The following is an 18,327-nucleotide window of genomic DNA, read 5'->3' on the forward strand; positions in this document are numbered from 1 at the left end:
GTACTTGAGTATGGTAAGGCGACGCTGACGTGGTTTGAAGAGCTTTTCGAATAGTATTAAATACTTTTTCCTGGTAATAGGGTGACTGGTAAGAAGTAACCGGTTGTCGCGACCTCTTTGCCTTCAATCTTCTGCAAGAGAAGATCAACAGTGAGTTGGGCAATCTCTTTCATAGGTTGCTTAATCGTTGTCAGGTGAGGATAGTAGTTCTCGATAAAGTAAGTCCCATCATAGCCGATGACCTTGAGCTCATCAGGAACAGAGATACCTAGCTCCTGAGCGATTTTGATAACCAGGATAGCTGTCAAATCATCCGAAGCAAAAATCGCATCTGGTTTCTGATGGGTCAAGATATTCTTGATTTCCATTTCTTTTCGGACGGGAGAAAAGTCACTCGAAACATTGATAATAGGCGCTTTCGGGAGAATAGAGGCAAAGCCAGCGTGGCGCAGTCCAGTTGGTGAGTTCGAGTTGTCATTTCCTGTAATCATAATGATAGACTGGGCGCCTGTCTTGACCAAAGTTTGGGCTGCGAGGACACCGCCACCGTAGTTATCAGAGGAGACGACAGGGATGTCTGGTGATAGATTTCGGTCAAAGGAAATAATCGGTGCTGTCACACGATTGTAGTCTTCGATTCCTAAGTTGTGACTTCCAGAAATGATACCATCGACCTGGTTGGCCTCCAGCATTTCAATGTACTCCCGTTCTTTTTCAGAGTCATGTTCGCTGTTACAGATGATAGTCTTGTAGCCATTCTTGAAGAGTTGGTGTTCCAACTTGTCAATCAACTCCGCATAAAAGACATGACTGATGTTTGGAAAAATAAGTCCAATCAACTTGGCAGATTTTCCTTGGAGACTTCGAGCCAGATTATTGGGCTTATAGCCTAGCTCTCGCATGACTTCATTGACCTTTTGAATGGTTTTCTCAGATAGATACCCCTTTTTATTGATGACCCGTGAGACGGTAGTGGGGCTGACGCCTGCAAGTTTTGCGACATCAGTTAGTTTTGCGACCATAATCTAATTCATAGTAGGTTCCGGTTGGATTTCCAGATTTGATCAGGATACCGTTTTGATCGGCATGTGGGAAGACACGACCAGAAAATACTTTTTCTCCTTTATTGATGAAAATTTCAAAGACTGACTTGTCGATGAAGATAGTGGCAGTAGTAGCTTGGTTATCAATAGGGCAAGAACGAGTGGTACCAAATTCTTGAGCATACTGTTCACCAGCCTGACTACGATCCACTGTCACCTGTCCATTGACAAGGTCAAAGTTGATGGAAAGCCCCTTGCCTTCTTTGTCAGCGAGCAAGACAATCTCGCTTTGGCTATTGGATTCTAAGTTGAGCTCGAGTTCATAGGTGTTATTGGTTTGAGTACGGTTTGAGAAGGCCTCTTCAGCAGAACGAAGTTCTTTGACGGCTGAGACAGGATATTGGTAGAGTTTGCCATCTTTGATAGTGAGTTCTTTGACCAATGAGAAGGTTCCTTGGTGGTCAAAACGGTCAGATGGGTAAGAAACATCTGGTAACCCAAGCCAACTTACTGCTAGTGCACGTCCATCTGGATCGTTGAAGGCTTGAGTCGCATAGGCTTCGAAACCATAGTCTAGATTATGAAGTTGAGACACATCTACCATTTTGGCATTTTCAGGATCAAAGGAAGCCCCGATTTTGTACATATTTGGAAAGATATTATCGTAGTCTAGAACTTTTTTATCCAATCCTTGTGGACAGTAGAGAAGGACAGGTTGCTCCCCTACAAAGACCAGATTTGGGCATTCCATCATGTAGGCAGTGCGATCGTTAGCGAAGTCAAGGTCGCCAACTGCTTGCCAGTTTGTGTAGTCGTTGTCAACAGCCTTGTAGAGACGGACGAAGCCTTTTTTCTCCAAGTCCTGTCCACCGACGATAGCATAGTATTGACCTTTGAAGTTAAAAATTTGCGGGTCGCGGAAGTGGTCAGTAGAGTCAGATGGTTGGCCAATCAAGATTTTGTCAATTTTCGTAATCTTACCATCTTTATCCATCAAAGCACCAATCTGGTATGGGTGACGAATCCAGTTTTCATCACGGACATTTCCTGTATAAAATAGGAACAAGTTATCGCCAAACTGCATGGCAGAACCAGAGTAGGCACCGTGGCTATCTAATGGAGTATCTGGCAAAACTTTGACTCCAGTTTCTGTAAAGTGCACTAAATCATCACTTTCAAGCTGCACCCAAGACTTCAACCCATGGGCTGCACCAAAGGGGAAGTTCTGGTAAAAGAGAATCCATTTGCCATCAAAATAAGAAAAGCCATTTGGATCATTTAGAAGCCCTGTTTTAGGCTCGACATGGTAACGAGTATGCCAAGGAGATTGTGCCATCTTTTCCTTGATTTGCTTGATTTCATCATTAGACCAGTCTTCATAGCGTCTGTAACGGCGCTCGGTTGTCCATTCCATTTTATCTTTCCTCCATAAGTTCTATTCTATTATTAATAGTAAACGTTTTCGGCAAAAAAAGCAAGTCTTTTATGTTAAAAAAGAGAAAAATATGTCAAACGATTGCCAGGAATCAAGTAAAGGAAATCTGGCAAATTTTCACGAAAAAATGAAAGAAAATGTAAATAAAGGCCTTGATTCCTCAAGTATAAAGATATTTTTTTGAGGAAAAAGAGAATACCCCTCAAAAACGAGCAAGAATAATCAGGCGCAAAAGAAAGAAAATAAAAAATTCTGCAAAACGCTTGACATATTTTAGAAACATGATAAAATAATAGTCGTAGGGCGAATAAAATCGCTTTCAAACAAGAACAAAATTTTATAAGGAGATTTTTGCAAATGAACAATCAGGATATTGCAAAAAAGGTCATCGAAGCCCTTGGCGGACGTGAAAATGTCAACAGTGTTGCCCACTGTGCGACTCGTCTACGTGTCATGGTCAAAGATGAAGGGAAAATCAATAAGGAAGTGATTGAGAACTTGGATAAAGTTCAAGGGGCTTTCTTTAACTCAGGCCAATACCAAATCATCTTTGGTACTGGTACAGTAAACAAAATGTACGACGAAGTCGTTGCACTTGGTTTGCCAACCTCTTCTAAAGAAGACATGAAAGCTGAAGCTGCTAAACAAGGAAACTGGTTCCAACGTGCTATCCGTACTTTCGGTGACGTCTTTGTGCCAATCATCCCAGTTATCGTAGCAACTGGTCTCTTCATGGGTCTTCGTGGTCTCATGAACGCTCTTGGGATGACACTTCCAGAAGATGTTACCATTTACAGCCAAATCCTCACAGATACAGCCTTCATCATCTTACCAGGTTTAGTTGTATGGTCAACCTTCCGCGTATTCGGTGGTAACCCAGCTGTTGGTATCGTCCTCGGTATGATGCTTGTTTCTGGTTCGCTTCCAAACGCTTGGGCTGTAGCATCAGGTGGTGAAGTAACAGCTATGAATTTCTTTGGCTTCATTCCTGTTGTTGGTTTGCAAGGTTCCGTTCTTCCAGCCTTCATCATTGGGGTGGTCGGAGCCAAGTTTGAAAAAGCTCTCCGCAAAGTGGTTCCTGATGTCTTGGATCTCTTGGTGACACCGTTCGTGACACTTTTGGTCATGTCTATCCTTGGACTCTTTGTCATCGGACCAGTCTTCCACGTTGTTGAAAACTACATCCTTCTCGGAACAAAAGCGATTCTTGCCTTGCCATTCGGTCTTGGTGGTTTGGTCATCGGTGGGGTTCACCAATTGATTGTCGTATCAGGTGTGCACCACATCTTCAACTTGCTTGAAGTACAATTGCTTGCTGCTGACCATGCGAACCCATTTAACGCCATCATCACTGCAGCGATGACAGCTCAAGGGGCTGCAACTGTTGCCGTTGGTGTTAAAACGAAGAATCCTAAACTAAAAACACTTGCTTTCCCAGCTGCTCTTTCTGCCTTCCTCGGTATTACAGAGCCTGCTATCTTCGGGGTGAACTTGCGCTTCCGTAAACCATTCTTCCTTTCATTGATCGCTGGTGCTATCGGTGGTGGATTGGCTTCTATCCTTGGACTTGCTGGTACTGGTAATGGTATCACCATCATCCCTGGTACAATGTTGTATGTTGGTAACGGCCAATTGCTACAATACCTTCTTATGGTAGCTGTATCATTCGTTCTTGGTTTTGCCCTTACTTACATGTTTGGTTATGAGGACGAAAAAGAAGTTGCTTCTGAAGTAGCAACAGAACGTTTGGTTCAAGAAGAAACAACTGGTAACATTCCAGTAGCTCCTCAAAATGAAACAATCCAAACTCCAATCGTTGGGGACGTAGTTGCTCTTGAGAATGTTAATGACCCAGTCTTTTCAAGTGGTGCAATGGGACAAGGGATCGCTGTAAAACCAAGCCAAGGCGTGGTTTATGCACCAGCTGATGCAGAAGTATCGATTGCTTTTGCTACAGGACATGCTTATGGTTTGAAGACAGCAAATGGAGCTGAGATCTTGATCCACGTTGGTATCGACACGGTGACTATGAACGGTGAAGGCTTTGAACAAAAAGTTGCTCAAGGCGACAAGGTCAAAGCTGGTGACGTTCTTGGAACATTTGACTCAAATAAAATCGCTGCTGCAGGTCTTGACGACACAACAATGGTTATCGTAACCAACACAGCAGACTACGCTTCTGTGACACCAGTCGCAAGTGGTTCAGTTGTCAAGGGTGACGCTATCATCGAAGTGAAAGCCTAGTCCTCTTCGAAAATCAAATCTAAAAACAAAACGAACAAATATCATGTTTGTTCGTTTTTACTTGGATGGTAAGATTTACAGAGGAAAATCTAAAATATTGAGAAATCTAGCCTTTTAAAATGTGCTATAATAGAGAAAACAAAGATAAGAGGTTTATCATGACAAAATTATATGGAAGCTTAGAAGCGGGCGGTACAAAGTTTGTCTGTGCTGTCGGAGATGAAAATTTTAATGTTGTAGAAAAAACACAGTTTCCTACAACAACTCCTATCGAAACGATCGATAAAACCATCGAATTCTTTTCAAAATTCGATAATCTTGCAGGTCTTGCCATCGGATCTTTCGGTCCTATCGATATCGATAAAAACTCAAAAACCTATGGCTTTATCACAACGACTCCAAAACCTCACTGGGCAAATGTAGACCTACTTGGTGCCCTACGTCGTGCCCTTAACGTACCCATGTATTTCACCACTGACGTAAATAGCTCTGCCTATGGTGAAGTGGTTGCTCGTAACAATGCTGGTGGTCGTATCGAAAACTTGGTTTACTACACGATCGGTACAGGGATCGGTGCAGGTGTTATCCAACGTGGTGAGTTTATCGGTGGTGTGGGTCATCCTGAGATGGGTCACTACTATGTGGCTAAACACCCAATGGATGTAGAAAAAGAATTTAACGGCGTTTGTCCTTTCCACAAGGGTTGTTTGGAAGGATTTGCGGCTGGTCCAAGTCTTGAAGCTCGTACAGGGATTCGTGGTGAAAACATCGAACTCAACAGCTCTGTTTGGGATGTTCAAGCCTACTATATCGCTCAAGCTGCGGTCAATGCTACAGTGACTTTCCGCCCAGATGTGATCGTCTTTGGTGGTGGAGTTATGGCCCAACAACACATGCTGGACCGTGTCCGTGAGAAATTCACTGCTCTTCTCAACGGTTACCTACCAGTACCAGATGTGCGTGACTACATCGTGACTCCAGCAGTCGCAGGCAATGGTTCTGCTACACTTGGGAACTTTGTCCTTGCTAAGAGTGTCGCAAAATAAAACAAACAATCCGCTTGGGAAACCAAACGGATGTTTTGTTTGACGAAAATGTTTTTGAGCCTTTCCTTAAGTGATGACGGACGGTAGCGACTTTCTTCGAAGCTCCATATCGAAACCATTAGATTTCAGGTGTTTTTATCACAGCGGAAAGGCTAGGTAAGTCCTCGATTCACTATCGAAAAATAGGCATGATTTCCACACCAAAGTATATTTAGTATCAGACTATTTTCTATTTACGTTCTAAAAATCCGCTTGGGAAACCAAACGGATTTTTCTATTCTCAAAACATCTGCCAGAAGAAATCAATAATATAGGTCAAACCATAAGTATAAACCACTAGGGTAAAGGGCTTGGTCAAAACGATGATAATCATATAGCGTTTGAAGGTCATCTTGGTGAGGGCAGCCAGCATACAGAGAAAGTCAGCTGGACTGACAGGCCAGATCATCATAAAGATAAAGAAACGCTCGAAACGATTACCCTTATCTAGCCAACCAATGTACTTGTCATAGGTACGCTTGCTGACGACGGACTGGACAAAGGCAGCTCCGTAGAGGCGTACCAGGTAAAAGATAATGGCACAGCCAATCACGATGCCGATATAGTTGTAGATGGTTCCGATGATGTGGCCGTAAATAAAGACCCCAGCCACTGAGGTCAAAGCTCCCGGAATAATCGGAACAACAGTTTGTAGGATTTGTAAAAAGATAAAGAGTGGTGGCCCCCAAAGCCCAGCTTGCTGAATAAAGTCTGATAGGGTTTCCTTTGACTGTAAAACACCCGCCTGATAGGCCCAAATACAGAAAATCAAGGTGCCGACTCCCCCGACGATAGATGAGATATTGATGACTTGCTGTAGAAGGGGAGAAACAGCTTTCATTTGCTTATGCTGTGACATAGAAACTCCTTATAGATAGTATGATTCTACTATACCATATTTTTCTTATAAAGACTAATTTGATTCCTTATCTTGCTTTTTATATAAGTGTGGTACAATTAAAGGAGTAAGTCAAGAGATATAATGGTGAAAGAAATGTTAGATTTAAAATTTAAAGGAAGATGGAGAAAGTACCAAAAGGAAGTCTTAAATCGTTTTCAGAACTATCAAACAGATGGCCATGTTCACCTAGTGGCGGCACCAGGGTCCGGCAAGACCACCATTGGTATCGAGCTGATCGCTCGTTTTGGCAACCCAGCCCTTGTCTTGGTTCCAACTGTCACCATTCGTGAACAATGGGTAGATAGGATCCAAACTGCTTTTCTAGAGGATGGTCAGAGGCTTTCAGACCTCGTGTCCCAAAACTTAAAGGAGATGAAGGTATTAACGATTGTGACCTATCAGGCTTTTCATAGCGCCATGAACCAACTGCAATCACAAGAAGATGGAGAAGCAGAGGATTTTGTGGGGTTTGATTTGCTTGCAAGCCTAAGAGCTCAGAAAGTTGCGACTCTTTGTTTGGACGAATGCCACCACCTGCGCAATGAATGGTGGAAAAGTCTGGAAGCCTTTCGCAAGCAGTATGAACCGCTGCAAGTCATCTCCCTGACAGCGACACCACCTTATGACAGCGAGCCTGAACTCTGGGAACGCTATATCCGAATGTGTGGGGAAATTGACCAAGAAATCACGGTACCTGAACTAGTAAAGGAAGACACTCTTTGCCCTCATCAGGATTTTGTCTATATGTGTTCACCAACAGCTGAAGAGGCGGAACGTCTCAAATGGTTTGAGGAGACTAAGTGGGACTATATTCATCACCTTATAGTCGATCCTGACTTTCAAGCTCTAGTATTAGGTTCGAAGGTCCTCAAAGGGGATATTTCATCTGATTTGCTCTTAGAAGATCCCAAGTACTTGTCTGCTATGTTGATTTATATGCATTCTCAGGGGTTAACAATTCCTCCCTCTTTACAAAATTTACTGGGAACCCAGAAGCTTCCAGCATTGACCTCCTACTGGCTGGAGACGCTGTTGCAGAGCATACTCTATCAGACATCAGATTGGTATGAGGATCCAGATGGATATAGGAAAAAGTTAGAGGCTGACTTGAAGGCGCGTGGGTTGGTGGAAAAACGTCAGGTTTATCTAGTTAAGTCCAAGGCTTCTGACCAGCTTTTAACCCAATCTCTGGGGAAGTTGTCTGCCATTGCCGATATCTTTTTGACAGAGTATGAGAGTCTAGGTCAGGAACTGAGACAGTTAGTACTAGCTGACTATATTCGCAAGGATTTTGCCACCTATCTGGGAGATAATCAGGCAACCATTTCTCAGTTGGGGGTTCTCCCTTATTTTGAAAGCATTCGTCGCAAAGCTCAGGAGCAAGAGATAGCTGTATCTTTGGCTGTCTTGTCAGGGAGTATCGTTATTCTTCCCACCAATGTGGCAGCAGAGTTGAAGGAACTCTTGCCTCAGGTTCATCTTAGTTTTTCGTCTATTGGTCAGTTAGACCAAGAGGATTATGTGCTGGTGGGATTCCCTAGTACGGCTAAGGGTATTGTAGCGGCGGTGACGGAACTTTTCCAACGCGGTCGGATCCAAGTCCTAGTCGGAACCAAATCTCTCCTCGGAGAGGGTTGGGATGCTCCTTGTGTTAATTCCCTAATCCTCGGAAGCTTTGTGGGGAGCTTTATGCTGAGTAACCAGATGCGGGGGCGTGCCATTCGTATCTGGCCGGGACATCCAGAAAAGACCAGTAACATCTGGCATCTGGTAGCCGTTCAAGCGCAAGCGCTCATCACTCTTCCTGGTGAGGAGCCAAGACCAGAGAGCAATCAGGATCTGCAAACCTTGTCTCGTCGTATGGAACATTTTCTTGGACTGGCCTATAATCAGGAGAGTATTGAGACCGGTTTGGATCGTTTGGATTTTCCAAAGCCCCCTTTTAAGAAAAAGCAAATCAGAGAGTATAACGAACGGATTAAGATGTTATCCAAGGATCGAGCAGGTTTGCGCAAAAAATGGTACGATTCTCTCGTAGTGGCAGATCAATTTGAGATTGTCACTGAAGTTGCGACTCAAAAACAGAAAATTCCAATCATGCTCCAGTTTGATGCATTAAAATGGGTACGCATGTCTTTGTTGCTGTTAGCAGTGGATTTATTGGTTTTGTTGTTTAGAATGAGACTAACTGGAGTTTGGTGGCTTACAGCAGCTTGTCTCCTCTTTTTGGCCTTTGCATCTTGGCGCTACCTCTGCTATAAGAGTCCCTATAAACGCTTGCAGTCTCTGGGTGAGCAGATCCGAAAGGCTCTGCTAGATTCGGGGCATCTAACAGATGACCAATCTCGTATTCAGGTAGAGGAGGATAAGGAAAATTATTTGGTTTTCGCCTATCTCAAGGGAGGTAGTATGAGAGATAAGGAATTGTTTGCGCAGACTGTGGGAGAATTCTTTGCTCCAGTGGACAACCAGCGCTATCTCTTGAAGGCAGAGAAAGTCCGACAAGGTCAGTCACCTTACTATGTCGTGCCTAGTCTTTTTGACAAGCGCAAGGAAGATGCACAGAAATTCCTAAACTTTCTGATGCCTACTATCGGACGCTATCACCTCGTCTACACACGAACAGAGGCCGGACGGAAAATCCTTCTCGAAGCTCGTATCAAAGCTCTCTCTAACAAAAACGACCGTATCTTGACTAAGAAGAAGGTTAAAAGCCAGTTGGAGTAGGGGAGGTAGCTATTCGAAGTTTCGAAGATATGAATTTACTAAAGTTTATATGCATTCTAAACTTAGAATGACAAGAAATACATAAATTTATGAGCATTCTAAGCTTCGAATGGTCTAGCTGAGAAAGTTTTGAGGTCTTCGAACTTTCGAATAGTCTGCTTTCCTAAAATTTATATGTATTCTAAAGCTAGAAAAGTTAAAATCTAAAAATAGTAAGAGTCTCTATCTGACAGACGGAAATGTTTCCAGTCAGATAGAGATTTTTTGTTTTGGAAATAAAAGATTTGCCCTGAAAAGTACATTTTAGATGAAAATATTGACAGTTCAGAGGAAGGGGGGACAAATCTTTTAAAGTAACTGTTAGAATGGATTTATAAATTTAAGGGAAAACTCCTTTTTGAAATAATGGAAATAGAAAGGTTATCATCATGACAAAAACATTCACTATCCGTCCGCTAAGCTATACCAACTTTACCAACCGTGAGTTTGAAAGTCTCATGGTAGACACGGGTCAATTACTAGAAGTTTTTGCCAAGGCACACAAGGACGAGGATATGTATAGCAAGCACCTTGATTCCTTCAAGAGCAAGCTAGTAGACTTCCAAGCCCAACTAGCTATCGTAGAAAAGAAAGAAGCGACGAATCTGACTGAAGTCGATCGCAATCGTGATAGTGCCTTGGTCGGTCTCTTTACCCTTCATAGAGGATTTGCTAAGATCAAGGAGACCAAACTCAAAGAAGCCCATGAGACCTTGAAACCAGTCTTTGCTAAGTACAAGGATATCACCAAGCACAGCAATGATGTGGAAACGGCAGAAATCAAGAGTTTGCTCAAAACCCTCAGTGAAGAACCCTATCACACGGCAGTGACCAGTCTAGGACTGACACCCATGCTGACGGCGGTGATTAGTGCTCAGGAGGAGTATGATATAGTGGAAAGTCAGGCGCGTGCGCATAAGTCTGCCAAGGAAGTCGGCAAGACCAGACAAGTCCGCACCGAACTAACCAGCATCTACGATCTCTTTATGCGCTATACCGCAGCCAGTGCAGAAGCCTATCCTGAAAAGGAACACCTGACTCAACTCCTCAAGGACCTGAACACAATCCGAGATAGCAAGCGACGATTGACTGGTTCAAGTAAGAAGGATAAGAAAGTGAAAGAAGAGGAAACTACACAAGTAGCAGGATAAAGATAAACGTCTTTAGATATATTATTATCTAAAGGCGTTTTTTGGTGGATTCGTGGTATAATATTAGAAAATAGTAGATGAAATCTAATTCATTTTATATGTGTAAATTCAAACGTACTAAAAACTAGTTGATTAAAGATTGGGAATACTTATGGAAGAAAATATTATCAAATCTAAGGATAGAGTACAGAAACACGGAGAGGTTTTTACCCCTTCATGGATGGTCCAAAAGATGCTAGATACTCAAGGGATAAGGGAGAAAACAGAAGATATTTATGCTACTTTTCTAGAGCCGTCAGCAGGTGATGGAAATTTTTTAGAGGCAATACTTGAACGAAAACTCTCTGCTGTAACTAGGAATTATGACAATAAAAATTGGAAAACAAAATCTTTATTCGCTTTATCATCAATTTATGGAATTGAATATCTTGAAGATAATCTTGAAGTTGCTAGAGCAAGAATGTTTTTGCATTATCTTGATTGGTTTGAGGAAGTATTTGGAGAAAGATTGAGTAGCAGAAATGATTTATATAAATCAGCTCGTTACTTAATTACTAAAAATATTGTTAGAGGGAATACATTGACAAAAAGACATCCTGATACAGATGAGCCTATCATGTTTAATGAGTGGAAACGAATAAAGGGTTATCCTAGTTTGGTTGAAAAAATTCCTTTTACATTTGCTGAATTATTTGGTGAAGATATAGTTGATAATGGGAAAATGGTTGAAGGACAACTAAGCTTATTTGAACTCACGGAAGAAAACATGCAAAATAAAGAAGTCCGTCAAGTAAGGATTAAAAAAGTTTATACCTTGGGAGAATAGAATTTTATGATGTCGAATTTTAATTTTTTAAAAGTAGATTTAGATACAGCGGAGCTTTTTTCAACCATCAATATGGCGGAGCTAAATTATACTCAAGGAGATTATGAAGGTGTACTAACTAAAGTTCGGAAGGTTGCCGAGAATACAACAACTCTGTTTGCTGACCGAGTATATATTGAGTTACCTAAGCATTCAACATTTCACGAGAAATTACAAATTTTAAAACAACGTATTGGGAATAAGGCAATAGTAGATGCTTTTTTTGAAATTAAAGGTCACGGTAATAATTCTGCTCATAAATTAAATCCGAAAGATGCCACCAAAGAAAATGCGCTAAAATCATTAGAGCTAGTTTATATGATTTTAGTGTGGTTTGTAACAGAATATGTTGACGATGAAATTAAAGTCTCACTATATGATAAGTTTTTAGAGCCAAAAGCTCAAGAAAGATATAAGACTGCGGAGCGTAAATTCATTTATGTACAAACTGTAGATAATAAATCTGGCTTATTTCCAGCTTATGAAGGTGCTCAAAAAGTTGGAGAAGGAACAGTGTCATCAGATGATGTTGAAGCAGACTGGACTCCAAATAGTGAATTTTTACGTGCGATTGCTCCCAAACGAATAAAACAATATATGACAACCTCTGGTCTTCCTTTTGATCTTGGGTGGGTGGAGTTAGCCTATAAAAAGTCAACAAAAACATGGTTTCATGATTACGAAGTTCACGAAGTATTGAGACGTTCTGGTATTGGTCATCCAAAGGAATTAGAGGGGAACGAGTGGTTTGAAACTGATTTAGAGACAGCAAAAAAAAGCTATCAAGGCAGTCAAGGATGGGCGGTCGTTTATCAGTGATAATCAAGCTGAATATAAAGCTGAAAAAATTAAAATTACACTTCGTCCTGAGCAGGATGCAGCCGTTAAGCAAACACAAAAAACTTATAAGAAAAAAGATCGTATGCTTTGGAATGCTAAAATGCGTTTTGGTAAAACCTTAACTTCTTTGGAACTTATTAAACAAGAAGGCTTTCAACGTGTCCTAATCATGACTCATAGACCTGTTGTTAACAAATCTTGGTTTGATGATTTTAAAAAGATGGACTTAGCTGAAGATGGTTACTTGTATGGTTCTGTTGATAGAGGAGAAAGACTTTCAACCCTGAAAATAGGTGATAGTCCATTTATTTATTTTGCCTCTATTCAACTTCTGCGTTATAAGGGTGCTCAGACTAATCTTCCAGAGTTTGCCGATATAGATTGGGATTTGATTATTATTGATGAAGCTCATGAGGGCACACAGACTGATCTTAGTGATACTGTTTTGAAAGCTTTGGTAAAAGAAAATCATACCAAAATTTTAGAATTATCTGGAACACCTTTTAACATTCTAGATCAATTCGATCCTGAACAAGTCTATACATGGGACTATGTCATGGAACAGCAAGCTAAGCTGAAATGGGACTTGGAAAATCCTGATCAACCTAACCCTTATGAACAACTTCCAGAAGTGCTTATGTATACTTTTGAGATGAAACATAAGGAAAAATTTACCGATGAAAATAAAGCTTTTAATTTCCGAGAATTTTTTAGAGTTGATGATAAGGGAGAATTAGTTTATAAAGCAGATGTTCGACGTTTTTTGGATAATATTACTAACCCAAATAGTGACACTAATTATCCTTTTTCAACAAAAGAGTATCGTGAAGAATTACGTCATACTCTTTGGCTCATGCCAGGTGTTAAAGAAGCAAACGCCTTCGAAAAACTTTTAAAAGAGCATTCTGTATTTGGAATGGACTATGAGATCGTAAATGTTGTCCGAAATGATAAGAGTGATAATGTTTTAGATAGTTCAGATGATGATCTTGCAAAAGTTCGTAATGCTATAACTGCTGACCCTTCTAAGACAAAGACCATCACTTTAACTGTTCGTAAGTTAACAACAGGAGTCAATGTTCCAGAGTGGACAGCCGTTATGTTTCTTTCAAATACAAGTAGTTCTATGAATTATTTACAGGCTGCTTTTCGTGCACAGACGCCATTCTCACATGAAAAATTAGGTATGAAGAAACGCTGCTATGTCTTTGATTTTGCTCCTGATCGTGCTTTGACAGTAATGGCTGAAAGTGCTCAAATTAACTCAGGTGTTGGTAAGAAAAATACTCAACAACAGAAACAAGCTATGTCAAATTTGCTTAACTTTTTACCAATTTTGGGTAAGGGCGATAATGGTATGCAACCCTTTGATGTTGATCGTATGCTAACGCAGATAAAGAAAGTCTATGCCGAAAAAGCTGTCCGATCAGGTTTTGAAGATGACAGTCTCTACAATGACTACCTCTTAACACTAACTTCTGATGATGCTGAACGTTTTAATAAATTAAGTGCTATCGTTGGTAAAACGCAAAAACAAAAAACGCCTACCAAGGTTACAGTTAATAAAAATGGTTTAACCAATGAAGAGTATGATAAGGCAGAACGTGCTAAGAAAAAACCTCCTCGTGAGCGTAGTCAAGAGGAAAAAGAGGCAATAGAGAAACTAAAAGTGGCTCGTAAACAACAAAAAACTTTGATTTCTATCTTACGTGGAGTTTCTATTCGTATTCCAATGATGATTTATGGAATGGATGTTGATTTAAGTAAAGATATCACTATCGAAGACTTTATCAAAGAAGTCGATGATGATTCTTGGAAAGAATTCATGCCTTCTGGATTCACTAAAGGCATGTTTAAGGAAATCACTAAGTATTATGATGCAGAGGTCTTTATTGAAGCAGGTCGAATCATTCGTCAACGAGCTAAATCTTTTGATAGTCTTGATTTTATTGAACGTGCAGAAGAAATTGCCACTTTATTTGGCAGCTTTAAAAACCCAGATAAGGAGACTGTTTTAACACCATGGCGCGTGGTCAATATGCAAATTGTTAAAGGAATTGGAGGACTTAATTTCTATGATGATAACTTTGAATCTATGACAGATGGCGCTAAGCCTAATCTTCATTGGGTAGAAACAGAAGTTACGGGTAGTGTTTACCATCCAGATACTAAAATCATTGATATTAATGCTAAGACAGGACTTTATCCTTTGCATGCTGCTATGAGTCTCTATTATCAATATGTACAGAATAATGATGATAATTACTTCGATGCGGATAGTGTATATCGTGAAATCTTAGAAAACAATATCTATGCTATTGCAAAAACACCAATGGCTAAGACAATCACAGAACGAACTTTAACAGGCTATAAGAAATATCAGACCAATGTAGCCTATATCGAAAATTTCTCAGATACATTAAAATCGAGTATAGAAGAAGGTAAAAAACAAGTAGAGGAGGCATTTGATAAAGTGAAATTTGATGTTGTGATTGGGAATCCACCGTATCAGGAGTCAACGAATGATAAGACAATGAGAGCCGGTCAACAAAAAAGAGTGCGTAATGTTTTTCAAGATTTTCAGTTAGTTGCTGATGTGGTTGCCCAAAATTTTTCTTGTTTGATTTATCCTGGTGGAAGATGGATCCATAGATCTGGAAAGGGAATGACAGAATTTGGATTAAATCAAATCAATAGTCTGCATCTTGCCAAGCTATTTTATTATCCTAAGGCGGACGAGATTTTTAAGGATGTTGCTATTGGTGATGGTATTTCAGTTGTAGTTAAGGATTTCAGAAAGAGAAATTCTCAATTTGAATATATTTATTCTGAGGATGGAAATGAACAGATTGAACTAATAGATTCTCCAGGGGAAAAATTATTAGTCTTAAATCCTAAAAATCGTCATGTTGTTGATAAGATTGAAAAATTTGTTAACGTAAGTAAATTTAAGTTCATCTCTGAAAGTAGCGTTATTAATCAAAAGTTATTCCAGATTGAGAGTGATTTTGCGGAACAAAATCCTGATAAAGTTGAGATTTATACAGGACAGTCAGTAGATTACAAAAAACAAATTAAATTATTTACCAATGATAAAGGTGGAAAGACAGGTCGAGCTACATGGTTTATTGCTGATAGAGATGCTATTAAAGTGAACAATCATTTGATTGATAAGTGGAAAGTTGTTGTATCTAGTGCGAATGCAGGTGGCCAAAAACGTGACAATCAATTAGAGATTTTAGATAATCACTCTGCTTTTGGACGATCTCGCATAGCTCTAAAAGCGTTTGATAGTGAGCGAGAAGCACAAAATTTCTATAAATATATGAAGAGTTATATTATTAGATTTGCTTTTTTGATGACGGACGAATCTCTTAGTTCATTGGGGAAATATGTACCAGATTTAATAGATTATAGCTCAGAGAATAATATAATTGATTTTGAAGATGATATTGATTTGCAGTTGAAGAAATTAATGAAACTTTCAGGACTTGAGATGGAATATATTAAAGAATATGTTGACAACTTCAAAAAGTAAAAGAAGTAGAGGCAAAAATACTTTTTTATTTATGGGTCATGTTAAGTTAGATTAGTAATGGAAGGGAAAGAAATGTTACTTTTTTCTACAATTTTAAAGATTGATAAGTCGTTAACTAAAGATGATTTTTTGAATTTAGTAATTGAATGGAATCAAGGAAGTCCACATGAAAATAATGTTATACCCAATTTGAATTGGGATGGATCCTACAATCAAAAATTTGGTGATGAAACCATTTCACTTGAATTTAAAGAATATAGAAATGAAGAAATCATAGCTGTGAGATATGTAAAAAAATTAGATGATGGTATCATTTGGAAAACAGATTATATCATGAATTTTAAAGACTTTAAGATGTCAATCATGTTAGATCGTAGTTTTACTGAAGATGCTATTGGTGTTGACCCTTCATTTACAACTCCATTATTTATTAAATTATTGATTGAAAAAGGTTATGTCGTAAATGACAATGACCTTCCTGTACTAATGGCTCCTCACCTGATTGACCGTGAAAGCGTCAGTATTTTGACTACTGTCATAAATGGAACAAAGACCTATGATTTACCTGTAGTTTATGTATCAAAAACATTTTCAGATAGGATTCCTATTGACATTAATAAATTGGCTTATTCTCTTAAAGGTGTAGCACATATTTTTGTACAATATGATCTTGAAACAAATACTTTAATTCGGGAACAATGTGAGGGGGCTAACGAGTACAATGGAGCAATTGGGATCTATTATCAATCAGATGTAGTGAAACATAAGAGACTTTTAAATTATGAATCTTTTGATCCAACTATAACTAGACAAAACATTGTAAAAGACATTATTAATTTTACAAATCAGCAAAGCATTGATCCGTTGTATACATGGGATGGAGTGACAACTTTCCTGTTAAAAGATCGATTTAAAAGTCAAAAAGATAAACGAACAAAAGCTGAGAGAACAAAGGAAGAAACGGACGAACTCTTAGAAAGTTTTAGTAGTGATTTCGATGCTTTAACAGAAGAAAATAGCCGTTTACGTGACAATATTTCTGATTTGGAAAGTGAGTTAGCTTTCTATAAAAATACTTTCAATAATAAGACGGTGAGTGCTAGAGGTTTCTTATCTAGAGGAAGTGAAAAAGAATTTTTCACAGATGAGAAGAAAGAATTTATTTTATCTGTGTTATCTGATAGTTTAGCAAGTATTAAAGACAATACACGCAAAAAGCATATCGTTCAGGATATTATTCAGCAAAATAATAGTGAAGATATTCTTAGCAAGAAGAGAGAAGAAGTGAAACGTCTTTTAACAGACTATAGCGGTTTAACTGGAAGATTGAAGCAGGATTTGAAACAATTGGGATTCTCTATTACAGAGGATGGTAAACATTATAAATTAACTTATTTTAACGATAAACGTTATATTATTCATATGGCAAAAACACCAAGTGATGGGCGAGCTGGAAAAAATATTGTTTCAGATATAAATAATAAAGTGTTTTAGAATTGTAGTCATTTTGTATTTTTTTAAGAATTGCCTCACACCAGAAGCCGATGCTGAGTTCAAAGAGTTTTTGAAAAACTTTAAAGGGTGATGGGCTTAATTGATTCGCTCATAATTCGCTCATTTTTAGGATACAACTTTGTTTCCATATTTCCTGGAAACGGATAGAAAACAAGGAGAAAGATGGAACAAATTAACCAAAAATCCCAGTGCCAACAACTCTGGGCTAGGAACAAATACCTCGTTTTGAGTCATTCCAGCAATATTTACAATGAGATTCGCCAATACTTGAAGAATGAAGAGGTGGAGGTGAATCAGGTTCAAGAGATGATAGACCGAGCTTGTCAAATCCCAGAACATAGGGGTCAGGTTTGCAATGCCTTTCAGCATATTTGGGGCTATTTCAAAAAGAAAGCGACAGATGCTGAGCGAAAGGACTATATGCTCTTGCTTGATCGCTACCGCTTTGGTCAGGCTTCCAAGGAAGACTTGATTGCTAAGACTCGAGAGTTGCTTGATCGCTATCCGAATACCTACTTGCAACATTCGACTTTACTGAAAGGAGGCTCCCATGAGACTTTGGCATGAGGCTTTGATTTCACAACTTCCCCGTCCGCAGCTTTTGGGGCAACATCGAGAGTGCTGCGCCCTGCGTGGCAATGGCTGGGGGAGAAAGCATGCGACGGTGGACTATGTCTTTACTCACTCGCCCTATCGTCTCTATGCCTATCATCGCTTGATCATGGAGGAGATGGCTGACCGTGGCTACAATGTCAGTCCAGAGTGGCTGGACAAGAACTATCGTGGCAAGACCTGTCCTCCTTATGAAGACTTAGCAGAGGAGAAGCTAGCCAAGCCCATCTATAGTGAGCATGATGCAGAATACTATGAGGAGTGTCTGGCTAATCTCCGAGAGAAAGGCATTGAGCTGGAGTAAGAGTCAGGATTAGCTCCACATTATAACT

The 18,327-nt window shown here is 39.6% G+C and carries 11 protein-coding genes and 1 pseudogene; 9 read left to right on the top strand and 3 right to left on the bottom strand.

Annotated elements, in window-relative coordinates:
- Positions 1–56: 56 nt before the first annotated feature.
- Together ATE37_RS06045 and ATE37_RS06050 are read right to left on the bottom strand one after the other, a co-directional pair.
- A complete protein-coding gene (locus ATE37_RS06045) occupies positions 57–1,022 on the bottom strand; it encodes a LacI family DNA-binding transcriptional regulator (protein ID WP_084868368.1) in 966 nt (321 codons plus the stop codon).
- Entirely contained in the window at positions 1,003–2,457 is a 1,455-nt protein-coding gene (locus ATE37_RS06050; protein WP_084868369.1) for a sucrose-6-phosphate hydrolase, read from the bottom strand. The genes ATE37_RS06045 and ATE37_RS06050 overlap by 20 nt, the downstream gene beginning before the upstream one ends.
- 378 nt (positions 2,458–2,835) lie before the next feature.
- Between ATE37_RS06050 and ATE37_RS06060 the strand changes: the two genes are divergently transcribed.
- On the top strand, positions 2,836–4,722 hold the full coding sequence (locus ATE37_RS06060; RefSeq protein ID WP_084868371.1) for a sucrose-specific PTS transporter subunit IIBC: 1,887 nt from the start codon (positions 2,836–2,838) through the stop codon (positions 4,720–4,722).
- A 158-nt stretch (positions 4,723–4,880) separates the two neighbouring features.
- Entirely contained in the window at positions 4,881–5,768 is an 888-nt protein-coding gene (gene scrK / locus ATE37_RS06065; protein ID WP_000164288.1) for a fructokinase ScrK, read from the top strand.
- A gap of 280 nt (positions 5,769–6,048) precedes the next feature.
- On the opposite strand, the gene ATE37_RS06070 is transcribed toward scrK, so the two are convergent.
- Positions 6,049–6,666: a TVP38/TMEM64 family protein gene (locus tag ATE37_RS06070; protein ID WP_084868372.1), complete on the bottom strand. Its 618-nt coding sequence runs from the start codon at positions 6,664–6,666 to the stop codon at positions 6,049–6,051.
- A gap of 135 nt (positions 6,667–6,801) precedes the next feature.
- On the opposite strand from ATE37_RS06070, the gene ATE37_RS06075 reads away from it, so the two are divergent.
- The 7 genes and pseudogenes from ATE37_RS06075 to ATE37_RS06105 all read left to right on the top strand — a co-directional run bounded on the left by ATE37_RS06075 (position 6,802) and on the right by ATE37_RS06105 (position 18,299).
- Positions 6,802–9,435 carry a DEAD/DEAH box helicase family protein gene (locus ATE37_RS06075; RefSeq protein ID WP_084868509.1) on the top strand — a complete coding sequence of 878 codons (2,634 nt, stop codon included), beginning with the start codon at positions 6,802–6,804 and terminating at the stop codon, positions 9,433–9,435.
- A gap of 428 nt (positions 9,436–9,863) precedes the next feature.
- Entirely contained in the window at positions 9,864–10,625 is a 762-nt protein-coding gene (locus tag ATE37_RS10765) for a DUF6261 family protein (RefSeq protein ID WP_180382769.1), read from the top strand.
- A 151-nt stretch (positions 10,626–10,776) separates the two neighbouring features.
- The gene (locus ATE37_RS06085; RefSeq protein WP_084868373.1) at positions 10,777–11,451 is read left to right on the top strand and encodes a DNA methyltransferase family protein; all 675 of its coding nucleotides are present in this window, start codon (positions 10,777–10,779) and stop codon (positions 11,449–11,451) included.
- Between the two features lie 6 nt (positions 11,452–11,457).
- A pseudogene (locus ATE37_RS06090) lies at positions 11,458–15,868 on the top strand (Eco57I restriction-modification methylase domain-containing protein).
- Between the two features lie 57 nt (positions 15,869–15,925).
- Positions 15,926–17,362 carry a DivIVA domain-containing protein gene (locus tag ATE37_RS10885; RefSeq protein ID WP_142995860.1) on the top strand — a complete coding sequence of 479 codons (1,437 nt, stop codon included), beginning with the start codon at positions 15,926–15,928 and terminating at the stop codon, positions 17,360–17,362.
- A 183-nt stretch (positions 17,363–17,545) separates the two neighbouring features.
- Positions 17,546–17,950, top strand: coding sequence for a YbgA family protein (locus ATE37_RS06100; protein ID WP_084868375.1), 405 nt, complete (start codon positions 17,546–17,548; stop codon positions 17,948–17,950).
- Positions 17,934–18,299: a TIGR02328 family protein gene (locus tag ATE37_RS06105; protein ID WP_084868376.1), complete on the top strand. Its 366-nt coding sequence runs from the start codon at positions 17,934–17,936 to the stop codon at positions 18,297–18,299. The genes ATE37_RS06100 and ATE37_RS06105 overlap by 17 nt, the downstream gene beginning before the upstream one ends.
- Positions 18,300–18,327: the final 28 nt, after the last annotated feature.

The sequence above is a fragment of the Streptococcus oralis subsp. tigurinus genome, from assembly GCF_002093575.1.
Classification (GTDB): Bacteria; Bacillota; Bacilli; order Lactobacillales; family Streptococcaceae; genus Streptococcus; species Streptococcus oralis_CH.